We start from the raw sequence: 22,473 nt of genomic DNA, 5'->3' as shown, positions 1-22,473 counted from the left end.
GCAGCCAGCCGAATCAGGAGGAAAGATGAAACCCCAAAGTGTAGCCTTAGCCTTATTTATAACGCTGTTAGGATTTTCCACCGTTACGGTCGCGGCAGCGGCGCCTAGCGCCAAGATCATTAAGCAGGGCCAAGAGGCGAAAGGGTTTCTTAATCTCTATTACGAGGAGTCTGAGGGAGAGTTATATCTTGAGGTCAATCGTTTAAATCAACCTTTTATCTTAGTTACTAGCCTGCCACAGGGCGTAGGCTCAAACGACATTGGTCTCGATCGCGGCCAACTGGGTCAGACCCGTATGGTGCAGTTTGAGCGCCAAGGTCCCTATGTTTTACTCAAGCAACTCAATACTCAATATCGTGCGAATACCTCTGATGCCGCCGAGCAAAGAGCGGTTGAAGAAGCCTTTGCCGATTCTGTGTTATGGCAAGGCAAAGTGATTGAGGGCAAGCCAGATTTGGTAGCGATCAACGATCTGGTGCTCAATGATTTACACGGCGTGTCTTCCGTATTGCAACAAACAGAGCAGGGCAATTATCAGCTCGATTTGAGCCGTTCTGTCATCTTACCCAAAGGGATTAAATCCTTTGAGAAAAACGCCGATGTGGATGTGCAACTCACCTTTAAAGGCGATGTTGCTGGCGCGCAGGTCGCACAGGTAACACCCGATGGCACCTTAATGTCGGTGCGGATGCGTTATTCCTTTGTTGAGCTTCCCGATTCGGATTACCAACCGCGGGCTTATCATCCTATGAGCGGTTATTTGTCCGATGAGTATCGCGATTATGCCATGCCCTTTGACCAACCTTTAGTGCAGCGTTTTATCCTGCGCCACCGTTTACAGAAAGTGCATCCTGGCCCAGCGCCAAGCGAAGTCGTTAAACCTATTACTTATTATCTCGATCCTGGTGTGCCAGAACCGATACGTTCGGCGTTGCTCGATGGCGCGCGCTGGTGGGAGACGGCTTTTACTCGCGCCGGATTTATCAACGGCTTTAAAGTTGAGTTATTGCCGGTAGATGCCGATCCGCAGGATATTCGCTACAACATGATCCAATGGGTGCACAGGGCGACGCGGGGTTGGTCCTATGGCGCCGCACTGACCGATCCTCGCACCGGTGAAATTATTAAGGGTCAAGTCACGCTCGGCAGCTTGCGTGTGCGGCAGGATTACTTGATTGCCAAAGGCTTAACCGCTGGCTGGCAGGATAGAGTGGCGGCCGAGAAAGCGGCGACAGCCTTGTCGCTGGCGCGTATTCGCCAACTGGCCGCCCATGAAGTTGGCCATACGTTAGGGCTAGATCATAACTTTGCCGCTTCGACCAATCAGGATGCCTCTGTGATGGATTATCCCCATCCGAAAATCCAGCTAAAGGGCAATGATATTGATATTTCCGCACCTTACACTACAGGTGTTGGTCCTTGGGATGATTTTACTATTGCCTATGGTTATAGCGATCAAGGTGATGCCCGTACCCAACAAGCACTGCAAGTCGACTTGCTGGCCGATGTAGCCAAACGTGGCTTACGTTATATCGGTGAGGCCGATTCCCGCCAAAAGGATGCGAGTCAGGCCTATGCCAGTTTGTGGGATAGTGGTGACGATCCGATCGATCAGCTGGGTAAGTTAAATAAAATTCGCACTAAGGCGATTGCGGATTTCTCCAGTGCGGCCTTGTTACCCAATGAGCCACTGGGCGAGCTAGCCGATGCCTTTGCGCCAATTTATTTGCTGACGCGTTATCAAATCGATGCGGTCGCTAAGTTTATTGGCGGCACTGACTATAACTATCAATCTATTGGTGAAGGCAGCCGCTGGAGCTATATTGCGCCGCAGTTGCAGTTAACGGGCTTAGACGCGCTACTTAACACACTCGATGCGGCGAGTTTAACTGTGCCGCAAACCTTGCTCGACAGTTTAGTGCCAAAGGCGGGGAATTATCATGTCACGCGGGAATCCTTCGATTCAGGTCTAGGTGCAATTAACGACCCTCTCGGTATGGCTGAAGTGTTTAGCCGTCATACCGTGAGCTTGCTATTGATGCCTAAACGCTTGAATCGTGTCAGCCAAGCATCCATGGCAGATAGTGAGCAGTTATCGGTGACGACATTATTGGATAAGTTATTTGCGGCGACCTTGTATCAAGAGGATAAGCTCGCGCTGGTCGAAGGCGTATGGATGCGAGTTAACGCTGTGGTGATTGATGAAGTGCTGGCAACGCTGCACGATCCTCAAACCTCACCAGAAGTTAGGGCTGCGATTAACGATCGCGCTCAGTTTGTGATTAAGCAATTGAAAGCGAAGTCGAATCGAGCGAATGTGAGTCTTGCGGCGCACTATACTTGGCTGCAACAGGGTCTTGCTGCGGGTTTGACCGATGCTAAGGTTAAGCTTATTCCTAAGCCGTTAACCTTACCGCCGGGATCACCGATTTAATCCGATGAACATAGGCGCCATTAGGCGCCTATTTCTTTTGGGTTTTTCGGATAAAAGTGTTCGGCTTTACGCTCTAGATGAGTAAAGCGGCGGGTGTTTTTGTAGGGCAGTTTCATAAAGCCCGATACGCCGTGACCTTGGATTTTTCCGACATGATGCAAGATGCGATCGAGACTTGCGCGAAACGCCGCTTGCTTACGCGGATTGAGCAGCTTCAAGTAACTGTGAATTTTTAAGTGATTCGGCAGCGCCTCAAAAATGATGCAGCCTGTGTGGTGAATTTGGTTGATGCGGGCTAATTCCTCCATGATCTCCACCGGCAATTCGAGGTTTTCGTCGGGATCTTTACCGTCTTCAAAGTAAGAGTGCAATCGTGACTTATCTTCTAAGGTGGGTACGTCACCGACTTCGAAGGGCAACTGCAGTGCTGCACTGGCGACAAAAGGCTCGCTGGTGTCAGCTCGTTCGATATGCAGTGTGTCTTTGGCGTTAAAGAAGCAGGCCTTAAACACCCCTATACGTTTAATTCCCCGTGCAAGATCCACCATATTGTTGACTGCAATGATTAACGCACTTTTTTGCTTTGCATCGTAAATCGCAAGATTGGAGTCGATAAACACGCCGGTTTCCTGCCAATGAATAGCCAGACCACCCACGATCGGATATTGCGCTAAACGACCCACTGCGGCGATAAAGCCTTTTTCGGTATCGCCCATGCCAGCGAGGAAGTTGCGGTAATATTTTTCGAGCTGAATATCATCCATCTTAGCGATGGGATCTTGGGCGTTGTGCTCCTTTAAAAAGGATTTACGCGAACTGTAGCTGACGGTTTCAACATCTTTGTCGCGGGATTGTACCCAAACAGGAATTTCACCCTGTAAATCAGCTTTGGGCAGTTCAGGTAAATGTAATCTGTGGCTGTGGCGCATACTTTTTAAAAAGTAATCGCCGGCAATGTTGCGCTGCTGCGGATCAGTGCTGAGCATGCCTTCTAAGGTACGGGCTAATTCTATCGGTAAGCCAATGCTGGTGGGCGAGATCACCTGTGCACCGAAGCGGCTTGCTTGCCCAGAGGCGAGGGCATACAGAGTCGCGGCAACTCCTTGCTCGTCAAAGCGCGGGCTGGAGAGTGCTCCATTGAGTTGCTCTTCGCCGATAAAATACACATCACCCATGCGGGCGTTGGTATGTTGTTGATCGCTAGACATTAACGCCATCACATTGTCTTCGACGGGTTTGTTATGTTCATCCCGCTGCGCAAATACCGCTGAGCCCCAATCGATTAACGATAAGTGTTGTTGTTCAATATCGTAAACTAGATTCGAAGGTTTGATATCGCCGTGCACTAATGGCTTGCCCGTGCGCAGGTAATACAAGATATCGGCGAGTTGGCGGGCGATGCTCATGACCATAGCGGTAGGTAAGGCGCCCATGCGGCGGCAAAGTTGGTCGAGATCTTCCCCTTTTGCCCGTTCCATCACGAGTATTCCCTGTTTACCTACTCGCTCAAATTTGATCGCCCCCGGCACATTGGGATGCTTGAGTAAGGAGAGCATAAAGGCTTCTTCTTCGAGCCGATCTTGAATGTGTTGTGGCAGATTAATCCGTGAAAACTTAAACACATGGGCATCGCCAGCTTGATTGATACCCGCAAACACGAAACCGTAGGCGCCTTTGCCGACCAATTCGATATCGGTATAACCTAATTTGCTCAGCTGTTGTTTACAGAGGCGGATCCACGCCTTGTGTTTACGGGCATCATTGGCTTTGAGCAAGTAAATGGATTGCTCTTCAGAAATATAAAAATGCTGCAGCTGCGGTGTTTGCAAATTGTGCTCCTTGTTTTGTTCATTTAACCAGTAAGCGGGGGAGATAATCAAATAGCGGGTGGCTTTATTTTAGTATTTTGAATGGCATTGATGATCAGCGTCAGGCGCGGCTTACCTATACGATCATTTCGTCACTGACTTTGACTTACATCAAATTAAATCCTCGCGACTATAGGTAATCTTTGGGGCATTAGATGGAATCAATTTTTGTTAATTAACCCACAGACAAAGTGCAGCTAAGGAGGGCGTATGCCCACCCAATATAAAGCCTTGTTGATCGAACTTTTGGAATATCCGCGTAAGCGTATTTTACAGTCAATGGAAGTGACCCATTGCCCGCATGCGGTATTTTTTAATGATAGAGACGAGCAATGTTTAACTTGTCATCAGGGCATGGAATGTATCTGGATGAACCAGAATGACGAGCTGGTGGCCGTGAACGAAAAATCGATTGCCGAGTTAAAACAGCAGTTGTTGATCGCCGTGGACTTTATCGACTCATCTTTAAGCCCACATCATTTATCACGCCGTCAATGCCAATGCGATAACTGTGTTTGGCTGCGTAAAGTGCAAGCCACGTTAGATCAGTAAGTTAGTCTTTACATTGCTGAGTTTGCCGAATGGCAGGAGGCTTTGCATCCACTTTAAAATGTCATTAGAGTAAGGACAACATTAGCGAATAGAGATAAACCCATGGAACCCGGTTTTTGGCATGAAAAGTGGCAGCAGCAACAGATAGGTTTTCATCAGCAAGACATCAATCCTTCCCTCGTTAAGTATTGGCAGCAGCTTGCATTACCCGCAGACACCAAGGTTTTTGTGCCCTTATGTGGTAAGTCGCTAGACATGTGTTTCCTCGCAGAACAGGGGCATCAGGTCATAGGTTGTGAGTTGAATGAATTGGCAGTACAGCAATTTTTTAGCGATAACCAACTCGAGATGACGCAAACGGCCGTGGGTGAACACCAGCATTATCAAACCGAACAGATCAGCTTGTATCAGGGTGATATTTTCACCCTACCTAAGGCTATCACTCAAGACGTGACGGCATTTTATGATCGCGCGGCTTTGATCGCATGGCCAGAAAGTATGCGTGCACAATATGCCAAGCAGTTAGCGAGCTTATTACCTAGCGGCAGTGTCGGTTTATTAGTGACTTTAGATTATCCGCAAGAATCCCTTATCGGCCCGCCTTTTGCGGTATCCTCTACTTGGGTAGAGCAGCATCTAAGTGAGGATTTTGATATTGAAGTATTAGCGTCGCAAGATGTGTTGGCCGACAATCCACGTTTTATTAAGAAAGCAGTGCCTTGGCTTAATGAAGCGGCCTATTTGTTGAAACGTAAGTAGGCTTGACTCGGAAGTTGGATCTGTAACCCCATTGAATTATTCGCGGCTTTCGAGCTTGGAGTTCAGTGGGCTTGTCATTAAAACATCATATCTAAAGTCTAAACTGGCAAGATTATTTAAGACGAAGTGGCGGATAGAAGGCTTTGTTGTCGCGGGACTTTTTTGGATTGAGTTTGCTTGAGCTGGATTAAGTTTGCTTGAGTCAGCGTGTATTTAACTTGTCGGAAGTTTGTTGGTGAGTGACTTACCCTTTACCACGCTATTCGCGATGAACTCTATGCGACTTCGTAATAATTAGGCTCAAGCTCTAGTTGGTTTTGAATGATCTGCACTGCCATTCTGGCGCATTTACCACATTGATCGGCAACACCTAAGCGCTTTTTTACGTCAGCAAGCGAGCTATCGCCCTGGCTTACTGCGTTTTTAATTTGCGTATCAGTGATCGCATGGCAAAGACAAACGTACATATATTAGTCTCCAATCGAATTGTGCTAATTCTAAATGAAAACGCTTATCAAATGCAATCATGTTTTTTGGGTGATTTTCATACTTTAACTCTTTTGTTACATGGCGCACATTTTATCGTCTATGCTAGGTGTGTTTTAGCACTAAAAAGCTAGGCAGTTTTAGAAGTAGGTTTAGGAATACAGAGTCAGGGTGATGATGCCTCACGGATGGATAACTCATGGATGAATAACGAAGAATTAATCAAAGATCCATAAGGTTTCATGAGAACAAATCTACCAGTTACACAGCGAGAATATGATTATCCAGCGGATTGGATTTTATTGTCGACTACGGATACTCAAAGTCATATCACTTACGCCAATCAATCTTTCTGTACCGTTGCCGGTTACGACCTCGATGCCATGCTAGGCAAGCCCCACAACATGGTGCGTCATCCAGATATGCCTCCGCAAGCGTTTGAAGATCTGTGGCGATGTATCAAAAAAGGCGAGCCTTGGAAAGGGATAGTGAAAAACCGCTGCGCCAATGGCGATCACTATTGGGTCGATGCCTATGTCTCACCGATTTCAGTTAATGGCAAAGTCGTCGAGTTTCAATCTGTACGCACTAAACCCACACGCGATCAGGTTAAGCGTGCAGAAATAGCCTATGCGGAGTTGAACAAAAAGGGCAGCGTCAGTGCGTTAAAACGTACCTTGGATATGCCAGTTAAATTGCTGTTACTCGCATTGGTTGCCATGCTACCTATGTTTTACCTTGCTCTGCAAATTGGCTTAATGGGCTTTATTGCCCTAGCGATAAGTGTCCTAGTATTGCTGGTGGGCGGTAATCTGGTGCTGAGTCGTTACTATGCTTTAGTGACTAAGGCGAAGCATATCTACGATAACCCCTTGATGGCGCATATTTATAGTGGAAGCAGTGATGATCTTGGCGCGATTGATTTAGCACTGCAAATGCAGAATTCAGAGCTTAAGTCGATTCTTGGGCGTGCATCGGATTCCTGTTATAACGTGTCAGAACAGGCCAAAATATCTGCCGCCAAGGGCAAACAAATCCAGAGTACCAGTCAGGCTCAACTATCTGAAATAGAACAAGTTGCTACAGCGATGCAGGAAATGACCGCCACATTAGGCGATATGTCCTCCAATTGTGCCGATGCGGCGAGTGCCACGCAAATGGCATCCGCTGAAACTATCAATGGTGATAAAACGGTGTCGAGCACTATTCGCTCGATTCAAGCTATGGCGGAGCAACTGCAACAAACGTCAAAAGTAATTACTGAGTTAGAAGCCCACAGTAAAGATATTGGCACAGTGCTCGATGTGATTCAGAGTATTGCGGGGCAGACGAATTTACTGGCATTGAATGCGGCAATTGAAGCGGCTAGGGCGGGTGAGCAAGGTCGTGGCTTCGCTGTCGTTGCTGACGAAGTACGGGCGCTGGCACAACGTACTCACGATGCCACAAAAGAAATCCACAGTATGATTAATCTGTTGCAGCAGGGGACGAATAAAGCTGTTATCAGTATGCAGCAAGGAGTGGTTGCCGCTTCCGAATGTATTTCAACGGCGGATTTAGCGGGTACGGCATTACGTACGATTCGTGAGGCTATTTCGACCATTACCGATATGACGCACCATATTGCCAGCGCGGTTGAAGAGCAATCGAGTGTGGCAAATGAGATGAATCGCAGCGTGGTGAATGTGTCGCAATTTACCCATTCTAGTCATCAACTCGGCAGTGAAATGGTCGGCTTGAATGACGAAGTGACCCGCGAGATGGATTCTCACTCGGTATTGGTCGATCAATTCTTAAAGCGCAGTTTTAGGGTTTAACTGCCTAAAATTTAAGATAAAAAGGCAATAGTCTGATTATTGCCTTTTCTTTTACTGATTTCTAACTCAATTTCTTATCTCTGATCTAATAACCTTTACTAAAGTCGACTCGATTCTGCAGTGGTTTACCCATGATGTAGCGGCGATAGTTTTGGCTAAAGATATCGACGATTTGTGCAGGATGGCTTGGCGCCGAAATATGCGGCGTGATCACGGCATTTTCCCGTTCCCAAATAGGGTGGCTATTGGGCAAAGGTTCCTGAGCAAATACATCGAAGATCGCTTGCTGACTAGGATTAGCGATCAGCTGGGTATTTAGCACATCGAGATCGAGTACATCACCGCGGCCGACGTTAAACAGCACTGCATCAGTTTTTAACATAGCTAACATGTCAGCATTGAGAAGATTATGCGTTGCAGGAGTGCTTGGCAGTAGATTTGCAACCACATCGGCCTGTGTCAACACTTGGCCTAAATTGGCCATCGCTTCTATGGCATCAAAACCTTCTACGGCATTACCGCTGCTATTGATACCAGTAACATGCATGCCAAAGTGTTTTGCCGTTTTCGCTAAATGCTGTGCTATTGACCCTGTGCCAAGCAAGAGCAATCGCATGCCCTGTAAACTTGAGTGGCGGTGCTGGGGTTGAATCAGCCACTGTTTTTGTCCTTGTTGCTGGCGATAAAAACGATGGCCGCGGATATGCGCGAGTAAATAACCGAATAGATACTCGCTCATCAGCGGGCCGAAAATGCCTTTAATATTGGTGAGTTGATAGTCTTTTCTGCCCCTTGGGCTTATCAGGGCATCTATGCCAGCAAAGCTTGATTGTAGCCATTGCAGATTTTTAGCATGGGGCAATAGGGGGGCGGCGAGTTTCGGTTCGGCTAACCAAATATCTGCATCAATTATGCCCGCTGGATTATCATCGAGTATCTCTAAATCAGGGAGTTTCTGCGCCTCAATCAAATCGCGGTACTGTTGATTTGCCTTTGTTAGCAAGAGTAACTTGTGCCCCATGGCGTCTCCCTTTATGCTTGGTTATTGTTATTTTTCAATACGCTGTCGCGGCCACTAAGATGGATTGCGCTGCATCTTTTTAGGTTAAGTCTATGTTTGATCAATTAGTCGCCATTATTGCCCAGTTAGGTAATATGCTTCGCCCTTGGGCCTTCGATATTGCTACCGCTATGGTGGTGTGTCTTATTTTGGTTTTTTCAGCGGATGTAAATCGTATCTTAAGGCGTCATTTGTTGGGGCATTCTTTTGTGCTGCGAACATTTGTTTTTATTATTGTGAATGCCTTTGGCTATGGCCTATTAATCGTGAAAGCCACGCCTTGGGTGGCAAGACACATAGTGGCTATGCCATCCCATTGGATGTTTCTGTTAATTGTGGCCATGTTTATTTTTATCGGTTATTGGGCTCAGCGAAATAGCCAAGCTTAATATCATGATTATTTTGGCCGTTACTCAAAGTAGCCAGAGTAATTGGCCATTGCCTTTTGAGTTAAGGCTTGCATGGCGCGATCGGGGTAATTGCTGAACACGCCATCGACACCTATCTGCTTAAGCGCATGAATATCATCAATATGATCGACAGTATAAACATAAACCTTGGCACCTCGGTTATGGGCGTCGTCTACTAGCGCTTGGCTGATAAAACTCACATCTAAATGCAATGAATAGGCATTCAGTTCGCTTACTACCGCAGCCCCTTCGAGTGGAATACTGGCAAGCAGTGGTGCGACTAACGCATCCGGCAACGCCTGTTTAAGTTCATACAGATAGGGGTGATTAAAAGAAGAGATCAGTAACTGCTCCTTATTAAAACCAAGCTGACTCAAAGCCTTTGGATATAAGTCGATTAACGGCGTGACAGTATTAATGCCTTTTAACTCTATATTGACTATGCAGCGCCCCGCAATCAGCTCAAGTACTTGCCATAGCGTCGGAATGGATTCACCTTTCACATTGATGCTTGCTAGATAGTCCTTGCTCACTAAGTGAATGACGCCCGTACCCGAGCTTTTATTATCAAGCCTTCGGTCGTGGAACACGACTAACTCACCTTCGACATTATGTACATCGAGTTCGACGGCTTGTGCACCTAATTCTAACGCTTTAGCCATGGCGGCTAAGGTATTTTCGGCCTGATAACCGCTGGCGCCGCGGTGAGCAAAAATAAGCATGGTCTGCGATCCTATTAGCTTCTAATAATGCCTTGTTGCTCGCGATTTTGACCATTCTTAATATGGATTTCCATCTGCGGGTAGGCGAGTTCGAGATTGTTTTCTTTGAGTTTTTTAGTCACTCGTTTATGTAAATCATGGCGCAGTGGCCAGCGTGCCGACATATCTTTTGCATAGGCGCGCACTTCATAATCTTGGGTATGTTTACCAAAGCCGGCAAACCAGACTTCAGGTTCTGGGCTGGCAAGTGCATCTTCACACTCTTGCACCGCTTGATACAGGGTCGCTTCAACTTTGGCAGGGTCTGAATCCCGCGCCACCGACACATAAACAATGACCCGAGTAATAGGATCTGACAAGGACCAGTTGATCAGCTGCTCTGTGATAAAGGCCTTGTTAGGGATGATAATTTCCTTTCTATCCCAATCAATAATCGTTGTCGCCCGAATTTGGATTTTACTGACAGTCCCTGTTAAATCACGAATTGTCACTGTGTCGCCAATACGCACGGGTTTCTCAAACAAAATGATCAGACCCGAAATAAAGTTGGCGAAAATTTCTTGCAAACCAAAACCTAAACCGAGCGATAGTGCGGCAATCAGCCATTGCAACTTAGACCATTCCATCCCGAGATTAGAGAAGCCGATTAATAGTCCGAGGAAAACCACCAGATAACGACTGACGGTTGTGATCGCAAAACCCGTTCCGGGCGAGAGATCAAGCCTTTGCAGGATCATTAGCTCAAGTAGGCCGGGTAAATTGGTGGCAATCATTAACGAGAAACCCACCACTATCAGCCCAAACATCAGTGATTTCATGGTAATGGGCAATTGTTGCTCTAAGCCATTCACACTGGTATTAGTCGTCCACAGCGTAATGCCATCGAGGAAAGAAAACAGCGCCGTATGGGTTTGAGTCCACAGACCAATCAAACTGGCTAAAAAGGCCAATAATAAGAGTGAACGCACTAGGCCAAGGGATTGGCTCGAAATGGTTTCCAGATCGACCACGGGTTCTTCATAGGTATCGAGTCCATCGGCGGAGAGATGATGGGTTTCGCCTTTCTCTCTTTGGGCTAAGCGTTCGGCACGTTTTGCCTTGGCGCGATCGAAGGCGATACGCCTGCGTTCGATTAACATCCACCGTTTGATCAATTGGTATAAGAGCAAGAAACCCAGACCCAGCACGATAGATAATTGCAGTTGTAACAGCATTTGGAAAGCGGTGAAGTAGTAACCCCTAAAGGCTAAGCCTGCACTTAAAAGAGGCACAGAAATCAGCAAGGTCCAGAGCATTTTCTGAATAAGTTTTTTGTTTTTACCGTCTTTCTTGGCATCTGAGTTTTTACGGCTGAGGATTAAAATATCTTTATATAACAAGAATAAAACGATACAGAAAATAATGAATGCGCCGCGGCCTATGCTATTACGCACCAGTGATGTGTCGAGCACTTCGGTAAAGCCCATCAGACCCAATAATGGGCTAGCAATCAGCACAAAGTGTCTGAGCCGTGATTGTCCCGCTTGAATAAGTTTTGAGGGGCGTTTGAAATGGCCCACGAGTACGCCTTTGTCGAGCGTCAGAATAAAGATGAAGCGATATAAGAGATACACTAAACCAATCGCCAGTATGCCCATACCCACTGCTTGCACAAAATTGCGATCGGAATGATAGAAAATCAATCCCGCCATGATCACTGGGAAAGGTTTTATCAACGCATAGCTGATACTGCAGGCGAGCGCTTTGAGAGTGTAAATGAATTTATCTTGGGTCACATTGCCCACATAAGTGGTGTAATGATTTAGCAAGCGATTGAATTTAGGAGTGATCAAGTCTTGTACGACTAAACACAGTACCAGCAATATGATCCACCAAGACCAATAATCGTTTTGTTCATCCCAGGCTTTTCCCAGTTCATCCCACTGTGCTTGTTGCACAAGCCAAACCGTGCTGCGCTCAAGATCCGTAAGCCATAACTTACTGATACTTGCAGCGTTAGGCACCCAGAATAAATGTTCGTTAAGGGTATTTTTGAGGGTGAGATTCTGTTGACTCAGTTGTTGGTAATTGACCTTCAGCTTGCCTAATTCACTCAAGTATTGGTCATAGCTTTGCATCAACTGCGAGATCAAACTCTGTTGCGAGTGTAAGAGCTTAATCTGCTGCTCATTGTATAAGCCGGGTTGTTCTAATTCTTGCTCATTGAGGGCTTGTTGTTGCTCTAAATGGTATCTGTCTAAGCGCGCATCGGCGATCAGCGTTTGCAGTTTTTCGTGATTCGGTGGTTTAGGCAGTGATTGCAACATCTGCAAAAAGCGCTCACCAAAGGCGGAGTTCATTTTGACCCAAGTGATCTGCTCTTGGATGTTTGCCAGTTGTTTGGCTTGGGATTGATATTGGGTTTCTGCCTGTTCCTGCTGTTCGACCACATTATTGATCTGCAAAGTTAACGTTTGCAGCTTTTGGCCGTAAATCTGGTTAGTGTCGGCAATATTACGGGTGATAGGATCGATGACTTTTTCGGTATTAACTAAGTTTTTGGCTAGGGTGGCATCCGTTTGTTGCTGACGTTGTTTATTGATTGCCTTGTTGATGGTTTCGATCAAGGCTTCTTGCTGCACCAGTTGTTGGCGGACTAGCTGTAATTGTAATTGCGTCAGTTCAATGCGTTTTTGGCTGCTGGCAAGTTCTGCTTCATCGGTGGCAAGGCTTTGTTCAAAGAAGAGTCGTTGAGTTTGCTGTAACTCTCCCGTAGGGGTATCTAGCGGGGCGAGTTCTGCTTTTTTGTTTTGGGCGACAGTTTGCCTCGCGCTGGCGATAACGGTAGGTAAGTCATTGTGACGTAGCAATAAATCGTTAACTTGTCGGCCAAGGGTGGATTCGCTTTCTTTAAGTTCAGACAAGCGAATATAGGCCATGGAAGCCTGCTGGCTGAGGTCAGTACCTTTTTCCAGAGATAAAGGCTTATAGGCATCTTTCAGTGCTTGGTTAGTGCGCTTCTTATGTTGTTCAAAATCAATCTGCGCTTGTTGGAAACTGGCTGCGTTGGCGGCGAGTTTTTCTATGTTAATTTTTAGTTCGTTAATTTGTTCGTCAATGCTGAGATTTTGTTGCTGATCTTGCTTGTTCATGCCAAGACGTTTGTCCAACTGCAAAGGCGAATTGGCAAGTGCGGAAAATGTGAAAAAAGCAATAATGAACAATAAAATACGTGGCATATAGGCTAAAGACATTTAGGGGCGAAAGACGCTCCATATTAGCCAAATTGCGTTGAGATTGGTATGTTTCAGGCGTTCTTTTTTCGCCGCTGTGATTGGTGCGATTGATGGGTTTCGAAGATGGCGGTAGCGACTATGATAGTGCCACAAATTAGGGTGTTGAGATTGAGCTCTTCACCTAAAATGATCAGCGCTAACATGGCGCCATAAAAGGGTTGTAAGCAAGAGACTAGCCCAACCGTTTTGGCGCTGAGTTGCCTCAGCGCAGAAGTAAATAGCGCATGTGGCGCTGCGGTAAAGACGACGCCGAGTAAAATAATTAATCCCCACACTTCTAATGAGATACTGCCCAGTTCCGTTTGGTGCCACGGCATCAGGAACATCACAGCGACCAAAGTTTGATAGAACATGGCATGGGGGCCGCTGTACTGGGAAAAGTAGCGTTTGTGCAATAAGTTACGGGTGGTGAACAAGATGGCGGACACTATGCCGATGGCAATGCCTAGCGTAGTGTCGTTACCTAAATTGGCCTCAGGGATCAGTAATATCACCCCAATCAGCACTAACACACCACTGAGCATATCGTGTAATTTTATCTTATTACCTGTCAGTAACGGCTCGGCAATCACTGTCATCACCGGATAGGTGAAAAATGCAATCATGCCAATGGCGACCGACGATAATTGCATGGCCGCAAAATAAGTCACCCAATGCAGGCTGACGATAACCCCAAGCCCGATGGCGACTAGATAATCTTGTTTGCTTGCCAGCGTTAGCCGTTTACGGCTGAATTTGACTAGCAAACCTAACACTGTGGCAGCGACGATACAGCGCAGAAAGGTGATGTCGAGGGCACTGAGTGGGATTAATTTAGAAAACAAAGCTGTGCCGCCAAATAGCAGCACAGCCAGATGCAATTCAATTAATCCCGAAGGTTTAGCAGAACTCAAGAAAGCTTAATCCGCTTGCTTAACGTCTTTCAGGTTAGCGAAGGCTTGTCCCATACGTGTCACTGCTTCGGCTTCAACACCTTCAGCAAATGTCGCGATAGCATCTTTAGCAAACAACATCACCACAGTACTGCCTAACTTGAAGCGACCCATTTCCTCACCTTTGTCTAAGGTGATAGCATCTGGGCCTTGGGTTGGATATTCCCAAGTGAAGACTTGCTTACCTGTCGGCGGCGTGACTGTGCCTGCCCAGACGGTTTCAATACTGGCAACAATTGTTGCGCCAACTAACACCATAGCCAGTGGACCTAATTCGGTTTCAAAAATCGCCACGACGCGTTCGTTACGGGCAAACAGACCGGGTACGTGTCTCGCCGTTAACGGATTCACCGAAAACAGTTCGCCAGGTACATAGGTCATTTTTGATAACGTGCCTTTAATCGGCATGTGGATACGGTGATAGTCTTTAGGCGCCAGATAGATAGTCGCAAAATCACCGCCTTCGAAGCGTTTAGCATCTTCGGCTTGATCGCCAAGCAAAGTTAACGATGAATAGTGATGACCCTTAGCTTGGAAGATGCGACCGTTTTTGATTGGGCCTAACTGACTTACCGCACCATCGACTGGATGCACCATGATATCGGCGTCCATATCTAACGGACGAATACCGGGTTTAAGGGCGCGGGTAAAAAAAGCATTAAAGCTTTTATAAGCTTCTGGTTCGCTCTGCGCCGCTTCGCTCATATCAATTTTATATTGCTTGATAAACCACTTGATGGCGGCCGTGGTTAACGCGCCCGCTTCGGCGGCGGCGAGTTTACCCACTAAACGAGATAATAAGTGTTTCGGCAGCATGTACTGCAGCGCAATTTTGACTTTATCCAATTTCAATTCCTTTTCTTACTGCTCAATCTTTGCTGAGACTGTTGTTATTTATCAATAAGTCGTTATTCATCAGTGGCCGCACGGAAATGGCGGGCATGACGTTGTTCATCTAAGCTGGCGATAATTTTATGGTAATTATTAAAGCGATCTGCGCTGATCTTACCTTGGCTCAGGGCTTCTTGAAGTGCACAGCCGGGATCGTCACCGTGTTTACAATCGCGGAATTTACATGCGCCAAGATACTCGCGAAACTCGATAAAGCACCAGCCGACACGTTGTGCAGGAAGATGCCATAGGGCAAACTCGCGCACGCCTGGGGAGTCAATCAAATCGCCGCCACTAGGCAAGTGCAACAGCTTAGCAGTGGTAGTAGTGTGTTGACCTAAACCTGAGTTATCGGAAACATCGCCGATAATAAGCTCTGCATCGGGTAGTAATGCATTGATGATCGATGATTTCCCCACACCAGATTGGCCGGCAAACACGCTGACTTTATCTTTGAGTATGCCTTTGATGGTATCGATACCATCGCCAAGCTTGCTGCTGACCTTATAAACCGGATAGCCAATGTCTTTGTAGCGCTGTAGCGCTTCATCGATTGCCTGCGCTTCATCGGGATTGAGCAAGTCAATTTTATTCAAAATGATGATAGGCGGAATATCGGTATCTTCAGCGGCCACTAAATAACGGTCGATGATCTGGGTGGTAAAGCTGGGTAATACCGAGGAGACAATCAAAATTTGGTCGATATTCGAGGCGATGATTTTCACGCCATCGTATAAATCTGGGCGTGTAAGTGATGAGCGACGTGGATGAACGGCTTCAACAATACCTGCGATGCCGCTATTGGCTTGGCTCTCAATGGCTAAGCGTACGATCACTTTATCGCCAGTCACTAAACTGGTGACGGCACGGCGAATATTACAGCGCACAATTTGGCCGCTTTCAGTTTCTATGTCGGCATGTTGGCCAAAACGTGAAATCACAGTACCGGGCTGTTCTTGCCCCAATGAACTATCCTGTAACTCTGGCGTATTTTTATCGCCACTGTCACGATTGAGTCGCTTCTCGTGATTAGCGCGCATACGGCGTAATTGACCTTGGCTTAGGGGTTTCTTTTTACTCACTGATTCGTCTTCGTCAATTAGGTGATTTTTTGTGTCGGAAAAAAGCAGTATGATACACGCTCTTGAATAAAAAAGCCTGAATTTAGGCTAACTGACATGATAAGGCTGATTTATGACGGCAGATGTAAATAATCTCATTTGGATCGATTTGGAAATGACAGGGTTAGAGCCCGACGTCGACAGGATCATTGAAATTGCCACTTTAGTGACAGATCAAGAACTCAATATTATCGGTCAAGGTCCGGTTATCGCGATTCATCAGTCAGATGATGTGCTGGCCGCCATGGACGATTGGAATCAAAAGCATCATGGTGAGTCTGGGTTGATTGATCGCGTTCGTGCTAGCCAAGAAACCGAAGCGCAAGCCGTGGCTAAGACTATTGCCTTCTTAGAACAGTATGTTCCTAAGGGTGCTTCTCCAATGTGTGGTAACAGCATTGGTCAAGATAGACGCTTTTTAAATCGTTATATGCGCGAGCTGGAAGATTATTTCCACTACCGCAATGTGGATGTCAGTACGATTAAGGAGCTAGTGAAGCGTTGGAGTCCAGAAACGATGGACGGTTTTAAGAAGCAAAATACTCACCAAGCACTGCAGGATATCCAAGAGTCGATCGCTGAATTGCAGTATTATCGCAGCAAAGTATTTAAAATTTGACCGATCAGTAGATAAATATGCAAGAAGGGGTTGCAGCCGCATGAATTTTTCATATAATGCGGCCTCAACTTTTTGATGCGAACAGAGATGTTCGGTCATTTAGATTGAATGCGACATTAGCTCAGTTGATAAAGGTTAAAGGCGATACCTTTGTTAATGTTGAAGGTAAATGTAGCAGCGATGCAAAAAGCGACATTAGCTCAGTTGGTAGAGCGATACCTTGCCAAGGTATAGGTCATCGGTTCGAACCCGATATGTCGCTCCAAATTAAAAYTTAGTGATTTRCCAAATCATTAATACAGATTATGCGACATTAGCTCAGTTGGTAGAGCGATACCTTGCCAAGGTATAGGTCATCGGTTCGAACCCGATATGTCGCTCCAAATTAAAACTTAGTGATTTACCAAATCATTAATACAGATTATGCGACATTAGCTCAGTTGGTAGAGCGATACCTTGCCAAGGTATAGGTCATCGGTTCGAACCCGATATGTCGCTCCAATTTCCTAAATATTCCACTATCACATTACTCAATTGACATTAGCTCAGTTGCGGACTTGATATGGCTATACCTTCTTTTTTGCCAAGGTATAGGTCATCGGTTCGAACCGCTCTTGAACAAAATCATGTCGCTCCAATTTCCTAAATATTCCACTATCAGATTACTCAATTGGGATTAGCTCAGTTGCGGACTTGATATGGCGATACCTTCTTTTTTGCCAAGGTATAGGTTATCGGTTCAAACCGCTCTTGATCAAAATCATGTCGCTCCAATTTCAATAAATCCCCCAAAAACTACTTTAGCTAAGATCATTTCAATCGTGTAGCTCATATTGCTATTACTTACAATGCTTAGCCGTTGACTAAGGCATAGATCATTGCTCGAATCTCTCCCTATCAAAATCATTTCGCTGTACTTCCGTTAAACTCTCTAACAATGACTTTTTCGTGTCATTCCCTCAATTGGCTCATCTATATTTGTCTTGATTCACTGCCATCTACTTCAAGCACTCTATCTCAGATTCACCATGCACAACCAAAGACTTACGAATACCCTTTGGGAAAAGTGCGTTGAGATCTCTTTTGGCTTTTCTCTTTTATACAAAACAGTGTGATAGGATTAAGATGCGTGATCTATAGCGTGTTTCTTCAAGTTTTCCTAAATTAGATAGCTGCGTGAAAGTTAAATTATGACCTTGTTCAAATATTCGTAACGCTTTTACTCACATAATGGAATTAGACAAAATTAATAGCGCCAAGTAGTTGGCCTGACAATGGAGTGCATTATATGCGTATTCAACAATTACGTGATCTACTCGAGTATGTGGCAAATTGCCGCTTAGATATGGCGCAACTCTATGGCCGACTCAACAATCAAGCTGACTCGGCTCGTGTGAAAATGATGTTGGAGTATTTTGAATCACACCAAAAAACCATGGCAGAAAAACTGCGTGATTATATGGATGAAGCACCACATCGTATTCTTGATACTTGGTATAAAGACTTCACTTTTGAAGACTTTACTAAGCGTTGCCAAGATACTATGTTGCCCGCAAACATGAATGAAGATGATGTGCTCAACTTACATTTAGACCTAGAGAATCGTCTGATTGGTTTGTTAGAAAAAACAGTTAACTCAACCACGGCGGAAGATGCGCGCAATGCGTTAGCCAATTTGATCCGAGTAGAGAAAACTCAGCAGCAACGTCTAGTCCACAGTACGATTCGGATGGACGATATCTAAACCGTCATTTCTTCTTGATTCTCAAAGCCAGCCCAGCGCTGGCTTTGGTTTTTATGTCGACTTTGTATCGGCAACTTTTACTCTACTTTGCTCCATTTGGGCGGGTTTCTGCGCCTGAACTGATTTACGTCATAATTTCTCGCTGCTTTTTTTGCTACTTTCTTGATCTATTGGCTGATTTTTATTGGCCTTGCTCAATTCTGCCAAGACTTCTATGGTGAGATTACTCATTGTGAAATGGAGTCATTGGTGTCTAAGGAGATCCTTCATGGCACAAGATCTATCGCAATTTCCCAAAGCTCTATACACCCAAACACAAGTTCGCGAAGCGGAACTGAGTGCAGTGTCTCAGGGAGTATCTAGTCTCTATGAATTGGTCGAGCGTGCTGGCGCGGCGGCTTTTGAGTGTTTAGCGAAACATAGCTCCAAAGTCTTACCTGTGTTAATTCTTGCTGGCAGCGGTAACAATGGTGCCGATGCCTTAGTGTGCGCTCGTCTAGCCCGTGCCAGTGGTATGGACATTTCTGTGATGATGACGTCAGCGGCAGGCACGCCTGAGTGTCAGCAAGCATTGACCCATTATCTTGCTGAAGGTGGAAAATTACTGCCGTTAGAGGTTGAACCTATTCTCGCAGCGAAAATCATAGTCGATGGTCTGTTAGGTACGGGTGTACGTGATGCTGTGCGCGACGATATGGCTAAATATATCCGTGCCATCAATGACAATTCGGCTTGGGTATTGAGCCTTGATTTACCCTCTGGAGTCATTGCTGATACAGGCGCCGTAGTAGGTGTTGCTGTGATGGCGGATATTACCTTATGTTTTGGTGGTGTAAAGCAAGGTGTGTTAACAGGTAAGGCGCGGCATTACAGTGGCGAGCTTGAATTTGCAGATTTAGGATTAACGCCTTTCTTTGCTGAAGCGAGCGCACAAAGAGTTGGAAGAGAGACTCTTAAGGACTATTTTGCCGCCCGAGCACGGGATAGCCATAAAGGCCAATCGGGCAAAGTCACTGTCATCGGCGGTGATATAGGCATGGCTGGGGCTGTGAGACTGGCAAGTGAGGCTTGCTTACGTGCAGGCGCGGGATTAGTCACTGTGATCAGTCGACCTGAGCATCAACTGACGGTGAATGTCTCCCGTCCTGAACTGATGTTTTGGGGTTGTGATTTAGTCGATATGGAAGTGTATCTGCGCCTTGGTTGGGCGCAGGTTATCGTGCTTGGCCCTGGTTTAGGTAAGCATGACTGGGGGTATAATTTGTTTAAAGCCGTGGGCTTGAGCGATAAGCCTTGTGTTTTAGATGCCGATGCGTTGAATCTGCTCAGTAATGAACCAAGGCGCCAAGCGAATTGGGTACTAACACCACATCCGGGCGAGGCCGCGCGTTTACTTGGTTGTACCGTGGTCGATATTGAACTGGATAGATTTGCCGCTGTTCGCGCTATACAGCAAAAGTACGGCGGCGTTGTATTGCTAAAGGGCGCAGGAACGGTCATTTTTGATGGTCAGCAAATGGTAGTTGCACCAGTCGGCAACCCTGGGCTTGCCAGTGGTGGGTGTGGCGATGTGTTATCTGGTATTATAGGCGCGCTCATGGCTCAGGGAATGGATAATATGCAGGCAACTGTGCTTGGCGTAGTCGTACATGGTTGCGCCGCTGATCTTGCGGCAATACAGGGAGAACGGGGTATGTTAGCGAGCGATTTAATGCCTTTTATTCGCCAATTAGTGAATAGTGATTTACTCTAGGCGGAATGTGAGACTCAAGCGGGGCTGGACTTTGTTATGTGCCCTGTGCCTTTTTAGGATTGAGTCGCTTCTCCATCAATAACAGCAGTGATATAAGCGGATATGACAGAGTTAACTTTTTTCTTAGACAACGAAGACGACACTATTGCGGTTGGGCAAAAATTAGCCCGCCATGTCCAAGCGCCTTTGACTCTGTATCTTACGGGTGATTTAGGAGCCGGTAAAACGACGCTGAGTCGTGGCTTAATTCAGGGATTGGGCCATAAAGGTGCCGTTAAAAGCCCGACTTACACTTTAGTTGAACCATATGAGCTAGAAGATGTCGAAGTTTATCATTTTGATTTGTATCGTTTAAACGATCCAGAAGAACTCGAGTTTATGGGGATCCGTGATTACTTTACGGATAAGAGTCTGTGCATTGTTGAATGGCCAGATAAGGGAGAGGGTTTACTGCCCGCTGCCGATGTCCATATGCATTTAAGTTATCAAAATAGTGGGCGAGAAATACGTATAGAGGCCTTGTCTGAGCTAGGTGAAAAGTTATTAAAAGCGATAAAATAAAAACTAAAATGATAAAAAATAACCCGTATTTTCAAATTATTATTCTTTCTTTATGTTCTTTTTTCTCTGTGGTGGCCCATGCTGCTAATCAGTTAGAAAGCGTACGTATTTGGGCCGCGCCTGAGTCAACTCGAATCGTGTTTGACTTGAGTGGAGTGCCTGATTACACCTATTTCTCTTTAGATGGCCCTAATCGTTTAGTGGTGGATTTAAAAAAGACTACTGCTAAAGTTGTGCTTAAAAATCTTGAAAACAACAGTAAGTTAGTTAAGGGCGTGCGGATCAGTAAGTCACCCACTAAAGGTGATTTGCGCTTAGTGATCGATCTCGTAAAGCCATTGAATGCAAGCTTGTTTTCTTTGCCTGTTACTGCACCCTATGGCAATCGTCTAGTGGTTGATTTAGAAGATAAAACGTTAACTACGGCAACGGCTATCGTGTCATCTACACCCGTCAAAACTGTCACCCAAGCGGCGCAATCATCCCGCGATATTGTCATTGCTATTGATGCGGGTCATGGTGGCGACGATCCTGGCTCCATTGGTCCTTCTGGTGTTTATGAAAAAAAGGTCGCCCTAGAAATCGCCAGACGTGTTTCTAGCAAAATCAATGACACGCCAGGCATGCGTGCTGTGATGATCCGTACTGGTGATTATTTTGTGAATTTAAATAAACGCTCTGAACTGGCGCGCAACAGTAAGGCAGATCTGCTGATTTCTATCCATGCGGATGCCTTTACCTCGCCCAATCCACGTGGCGCCTCCGTATGGGTGCTATCAATGCGTCGTGCTAATAGTGAAATTGGTCGTTGGTTAGAGCAAAAAGAGAAACACTCTGAGCTGCTGGGCGGCGCGGGTGAGATTATCCAAAACACGGATAATGAACAGTATTTGGCTATGACGCTGCTCGATATGTCAATGAACAGTTCGATGGCAATTGGCCATTCTGTAGCGGGGGATATTTTAAAAGATTTAGGTGGCGTGACTCAATTGCATAAAAGTCGCCCTGAGTCCGCGAGTTTAGCCGTGCTGAAGTCACCGGATATTCCTTCAATCTTGGTTGAAACGGGCTTTATTTCAAACCCTAAAGAAGAGCGTTTACTGTCGAGTAGTCGCCATCAAGAGAGCATTGCCAATGCTATTTATAAGGGTGTGAGCCGTTACTATCACAACAATCCGCCAGCGGATACTTTGCTTGCCCAAAGAAGGGGAGGAAGCTCTAGCAGTGCTAAGCCGGCCAAAACCACAGCAAAAGCATCAGCAGAAAGAACCTCAACAGAAAGAACGCCTACAGCCTATGTTGGTGATGCGGTATCGACAAAGGTTAAACATAAGGTCCGTCGCGGAGAATCTTTATCTGCAATCGCGCAACGTTACAGTGTGCCTATGTCCAGCATCAAACAAGCGAATGGAATGAAGTCCGATGTGGTGCAGTTAGGGCAAACGCTAGTCATACCCCAGAGTTAAATA

General features: G+C 46.0%; 18 protein-coding genes and 3 tRNA genes. 13 read left to right on the top strand and 8 right to left on the bottom strand.

Annotated features, from left to right (window positions below; all coding sequences use genetic code 11):
• Nucleotides 1–25: 25 nt before the first annotated feature.
• Nucleotides 26–2,434 (top strand): zinc-dependent metalloprotease, encoded by a 2,409-nt coding sequence (locus L5M51_RS04700; protein ID WP_263171802.1) that lies wholly within the window; start codon nt 26–28, stop codon nt 2,432–2,434.
• Between the two features lie 20 nt (nt 2,435–2,454).
• Here L5M51_RS04700 and L5M51_RS04695 read toward each other — a convergent pair whose 3' ends face one another.
• Nucleotides 2,455–4,263, bottom strand: coding sequence for a protein kinase domain-containing protein (locus L5M51_RS04695; protein ID WP_263171800.1), 1,809 nt, complete (start codon nt 4,261–4,263; stop codon nt 2,455–2,457).
• A 249-nt stretch (nt 4,264–4,512) separates the two neighbouring features.
• On the opposite strand from L5M51_RS04695, the gene L5M51_RS04690 reads away from it, so the two are divergent.
• A complete protein-coding gene (locus tag L5M51_RS04690) occupies nt 4,513–4,854 on the top strand; it encodes a hypothetical protein (RefSeq protein ID WP_105250285.1) in 342 nt (113 codons plus the stop codon).
• 102 nt (nt 4,855–4,956) lie between these two features.
• On the top strand, nt 4,957–5,613 hold the full coding sequence (locus tag L5M51_RS04685; protein ID WP_263171798.1) for a thiopurine S-methyltransferase: 657 nt from the start codon (nt 4,957–4,959) through the stop codon (nt 5,611–5,613).
• Between the two features lie 275 nt (nt 5,614–5,888).
• On the opposite strand, the gene L5M51_RS04680 is transcribed toward L5M51_RS04685, so the two are convergent.
• Nucleotides 5,889–6,080, bottom strand: coding sequence for a bacterioferritin-associated ferredoxin (locus tag L5M51_RS04680; protein ID WP_076498521.1), 192 nt, complete (start codon nt 6,078–6,080; stop codon nt 5,889–5,891).
• 261 nt (nt 6,081–6,341) lie between these two features.
• On the opposite strand from L5M51_RS04680, the gene L5M51_RS04675 reads away from it, so the two are divergent.
• Nucleotides 6,342–7,916 (top strand): PAS domain-containing methyl-accepting chemotaxis protein, encoded by a 1,575-nt coding sequence (locus L5M51_RS04675; protein ID WP_263171796.1) that lies wholly within the window; start codon nt 6,342–6,344, stop codon nt 7,914–7,916.
• 85 nt (nt 7,917–8,001) lie between these two features.
• On the opposite strand, the gene L5M51_RS04670 is transcribed toward L5M51_RS04675, so the two are convergent.
• The gene (locus tag L5M51_RS04670; RefSeq protein ID WP_263171794.1) at nt 8,002–8,937 is read right to left on the bottom strand and encodes a D-2-hydroxyacid dehydrogenase; all 936 of its coding nucleotides are present in this window, start codon (nt 8,935–8,937) and stop codon (nt 8,002–8,004) included.
• A gap of 92 nt (nt 8,938–9,029) precedes the next feature.
• Between L5M51_RS04670 and L5M51_RS04665 the strand changes: the two genes are divergently transcribed.
• Nucleotides 9,030–9,365 (top strand): DUF3392 domain-containing protein, encoded by a 336-nt coding sequence (locus L5M51_RS04665; protein ID WP_113939153.1) that lies wholly within the window; start codon nt 9,030–9,032, stop codon nt 9,363–9,365.
• Nucleotides 9,366–9,385: 20 nt separating this feature from the next.
• Here L5M51_RS04665 and L5M51_RS04660 read toward each other — a convergent pair whose 3' ends face one another.
• From L5M51_RS04660 to rsgA, 5 genes are all read right to left on the bottom strand, one after another.
• Complete coding sequence (locus L5M51_RS04660) at nt 9,386–10,108, bottom strand: glycerophosphodiester phosphodiesterase (protein ID WP_263171792.1); 723 nt, start codon at nt 10,106–10,108, stop codon at nt 9,386–9,388.
• A 14-nt stretch (nt 10,109–10,122) separates the two neighbouring features.
• Entirely contained in the window at nt 10,123–13,326 is a 3,204-nt protein-coding gene (locus L5M51_RS04655) for a mechanosensitive ion channel domain-containing protein (protein WP_263171900.1), read from the bottom strand.
• Between the two features lie 68 nt (nt 13,327–13,394).
• The gene (locus L5M51_RS04650) at nt 13,395–14,276 is read right to left on the bottom strand and encodes a DMT family transporter (protein WP_263171791.1); all 882 of its coding nucleotides are present in this window, start codon (nt 14,274–14,276) and stop codon (nt 13,395–13,397) included.
• 6 nt (nt 14,277–14,282) lie between these two features.
• Entirely contained in the window at nt 14,283–15,161 is an 879-nt protein-coding gene (asd, locus tag L5M51_RS04645) for an archaetidylserine decarboxylase (protein ID WP_028761759.1), read from the bottom strand.
• Between the two features lie 62 nt (nt 15,162–15,223).
• Nucleotides 15,224–16,288, bottom strand: coding sequence for a small ribosomal subunit biogenesis GTPase RsgA (gene rsgA / locus L5M51_RS04640; RefSeq protein WP_105250279.1), 1,065 nt, complete (start codon nt 16,286–16,288; stop codon nt 15,224–15,226).
• Between the two features lie 112 nt (nt 16,289–16,400).
• On the opposite strand from rsgA, the gene orn reads away from it, so the two are divergent.
• The 8 genes from orn (at nt 16,401) to L5M51_RS04600 (ending at nt 22,470) form a co-directional block, all read left to right on the top strand.
• Nucleotides 16,401–16,946 carry an oligoribonuclease gene (orn, locus tag L5M51_RS04635; RefSeq protein WP_131523968.1) on the top strand — a complete coding sequence of 182 codons (546 nt, stop codon included), beginning with the start codon at nt 16,401–16,403 and terminating at the stop codon, nt 16,944–16,946.
• A 189-nt stretch (nt 16,947–17,135) separates the two neighbouring features.
• Nucleotides 17,136–17,211 (top strand) — tRNA-Gly (locus L5M51_RS04630).
• A gap of 42 nt (nt 17,212–17,253) precedes the next feature.
• Nucleotides 17,254–17,329: transfer RNA gene (locus L5M51_RS04625), tRNA-Gly, on the top strand.
• A gap of 42 nt (nt 17,330–17,371) precedes the next feature.
• A tRNA-Gly gene (locus L5M51_RS04620) sits at nt 17,372–17,447 on the top strand.
• A gap of 787 nt (nt 17,448–18,234) precedes the next feature.
• Nucleotides 18,235–18,690: a hypothetical protein gene (locus L5M51_RS04615; RefSeq protein ID WP_028761762.1), complete on the top strand. Its 456-nt coding sequence runs from the start codon at nt 18,235–18,237 to the stop codon at nt 18,688–18,690.
• A 268-nt stretch (nt 18,691–18,958) separates the two neighbouring features.
• Nucleotides 18,959–20,443 carry an NAD(P)H-hydrate dehydratase gene (locus tag L5M51_RS04610; RefSeq protein WP_263145510.1) on the top strand — a complete coding sequence of 495 codons (1,485 nt, stop codon included), beginning with the start codon at nt 18,959–18,961 and terminating at the stop codon, nt 20,441–20,443.
• 102 nt (nt 20,444–20,545) lie between these two features.
• Entirely contained in the window at nt 20,546–21,004 is a 459-nt protein-coding gene (gene tsaE / locus L5M51_RS04605) for a tRNA (adenosine(37)-N6)-threonylcarbamoyltransferase complex ATPase subunit type 1 TsaE (RefSeq protein ID WP_263145513.1), read from the top strand.
• Between the two features lie 8 nt (nt 21,005–21,012).
• Complete coding sequence (locus L5M51_RS04600) at nt 21,013–22,470, top strand: N-acetylmuramoyl-L-alanine amidase (protein WP_212599647.1); 1,458 nt, start codon at nt 21,013–21,015, stop codon at nt 22,468–22,470.
• Nucleotides 22,471–22,473 lie beyond the last annotated feature (3 nt).

It is taken from the genome of Shewanella sp. SM73 (assembly GCF_025653795.1).
Classification (GTDB): domain Bacteria; phylum Pseudomonadota; class Gammaproteobacteria; order Enterobacterales; family Shewanellaceae; genus Shewanella; species Shewanella oncorhynchi.
The sequence above is the reverse complement of the archived record's forward strand: the minus strand, read 5'-3'. Positions and strand labels throughout refer to the sequence as shown.

Excerpts from the sequence above, each read along its gene's own strand:
- L5M51_RS04700 (WP_263171802.1), top strand. The coding sequence starts at position 26 with ATGAAACCCCAAAGTGTAGCCTTAGCCTTATTTATAACGCTGTTAGGA.
- L5M51_RS04690 (WP_105250285.1), top strand. The coding sequence starts at position 4,513 with ATGCCCACCCAATATAAAGCCTTGTTGATCGAACTTTTGGAATATCCG.
- L5M51_RS04685 (WP_263171798.1), top strand. The coding sequence starts at position 4,957 with ATGGAACCCGGTTTTTGGCATGAAAAGTGGCAGCAGCAACAGATAGGT.
- L5M51_RS04680 (WP_076498521.1), bottom strand. The coding sequence starts at position 6,080 with ATGTACGTTTGTCTTTGCCATGCGATCACTGATACGCAAATTAAAAAC.
- L5M51_RS04675 (WP_263171796.1), top strand. The coding sequence starts at position 6,342 with ATGAGAACAAATCTACCAGTTACACAGCGAGAATATGATTATCCAGCG.
- L5M51_RS04670 (WP_263171794.1), bottom strand. The coding sequence starts at position 8,937 with ATGGGGCACAAGTTACTCTTGCTAACAAAGGCAAATCAACAGTACCGC.
- L5M51_RS04665 (WP_113939153.1), top strand. The coding sequence starts at position 9,030 with ATGTTTGATCAATTAGTCGCCATTATTGCCCAGTTAGGTAATATGCTT.
- L5M51_RS04660 (WP_263171792.1), bottom strand. The coding sequence starts at position 10,108 with ATGCTTATTTTTGCTCACCGCGGCGCCAGCGGTTATCAGGCCGAAAAT.
- L5M51_RS04655 (WP_263171900.1), bottom strand. The coding sequence starts at position 13,326 with ATGCCACGTATTTTATTGTTCATTATTGCTTTTTTCACATTTTCCGCA.
- orn (WP_131523968.1), top strand. The coding sequence starts at position 16,401 with ATGACGGCAGATGTAAATAATCTCATTTGGATCGATTTGGAAATGACA.
- L5M51_RS04615 (WP_028761762.1), top strand. The coding sequence starts at position 18,235 with ATGCGTATTCAACAATTACGTGATCTACTCGAGTATGTGGCAAATTGC.
- L5M51_RS04610 (WP_263145510.1), top strand. The coding sequence starts at position 18,959 with ATGGCACAAGATCTATCGCAATTTCCCAAAGCTCTATACACCCAAACA.
- tsaE (WP_263145513.1), top strand. The coding sequence starts at position 20,546 with ATGACAGAGTTAACTTTTTTCTTAGACAACGAAGACGACACTATTGCG.
- L5M51_RS04600 (WP_212599647.1), top strand. The coding sequence starts at position 21,013 with ATGATAAAAAATAACCCGTATTTTCAAATTATTATTCTTTCTTTATGT.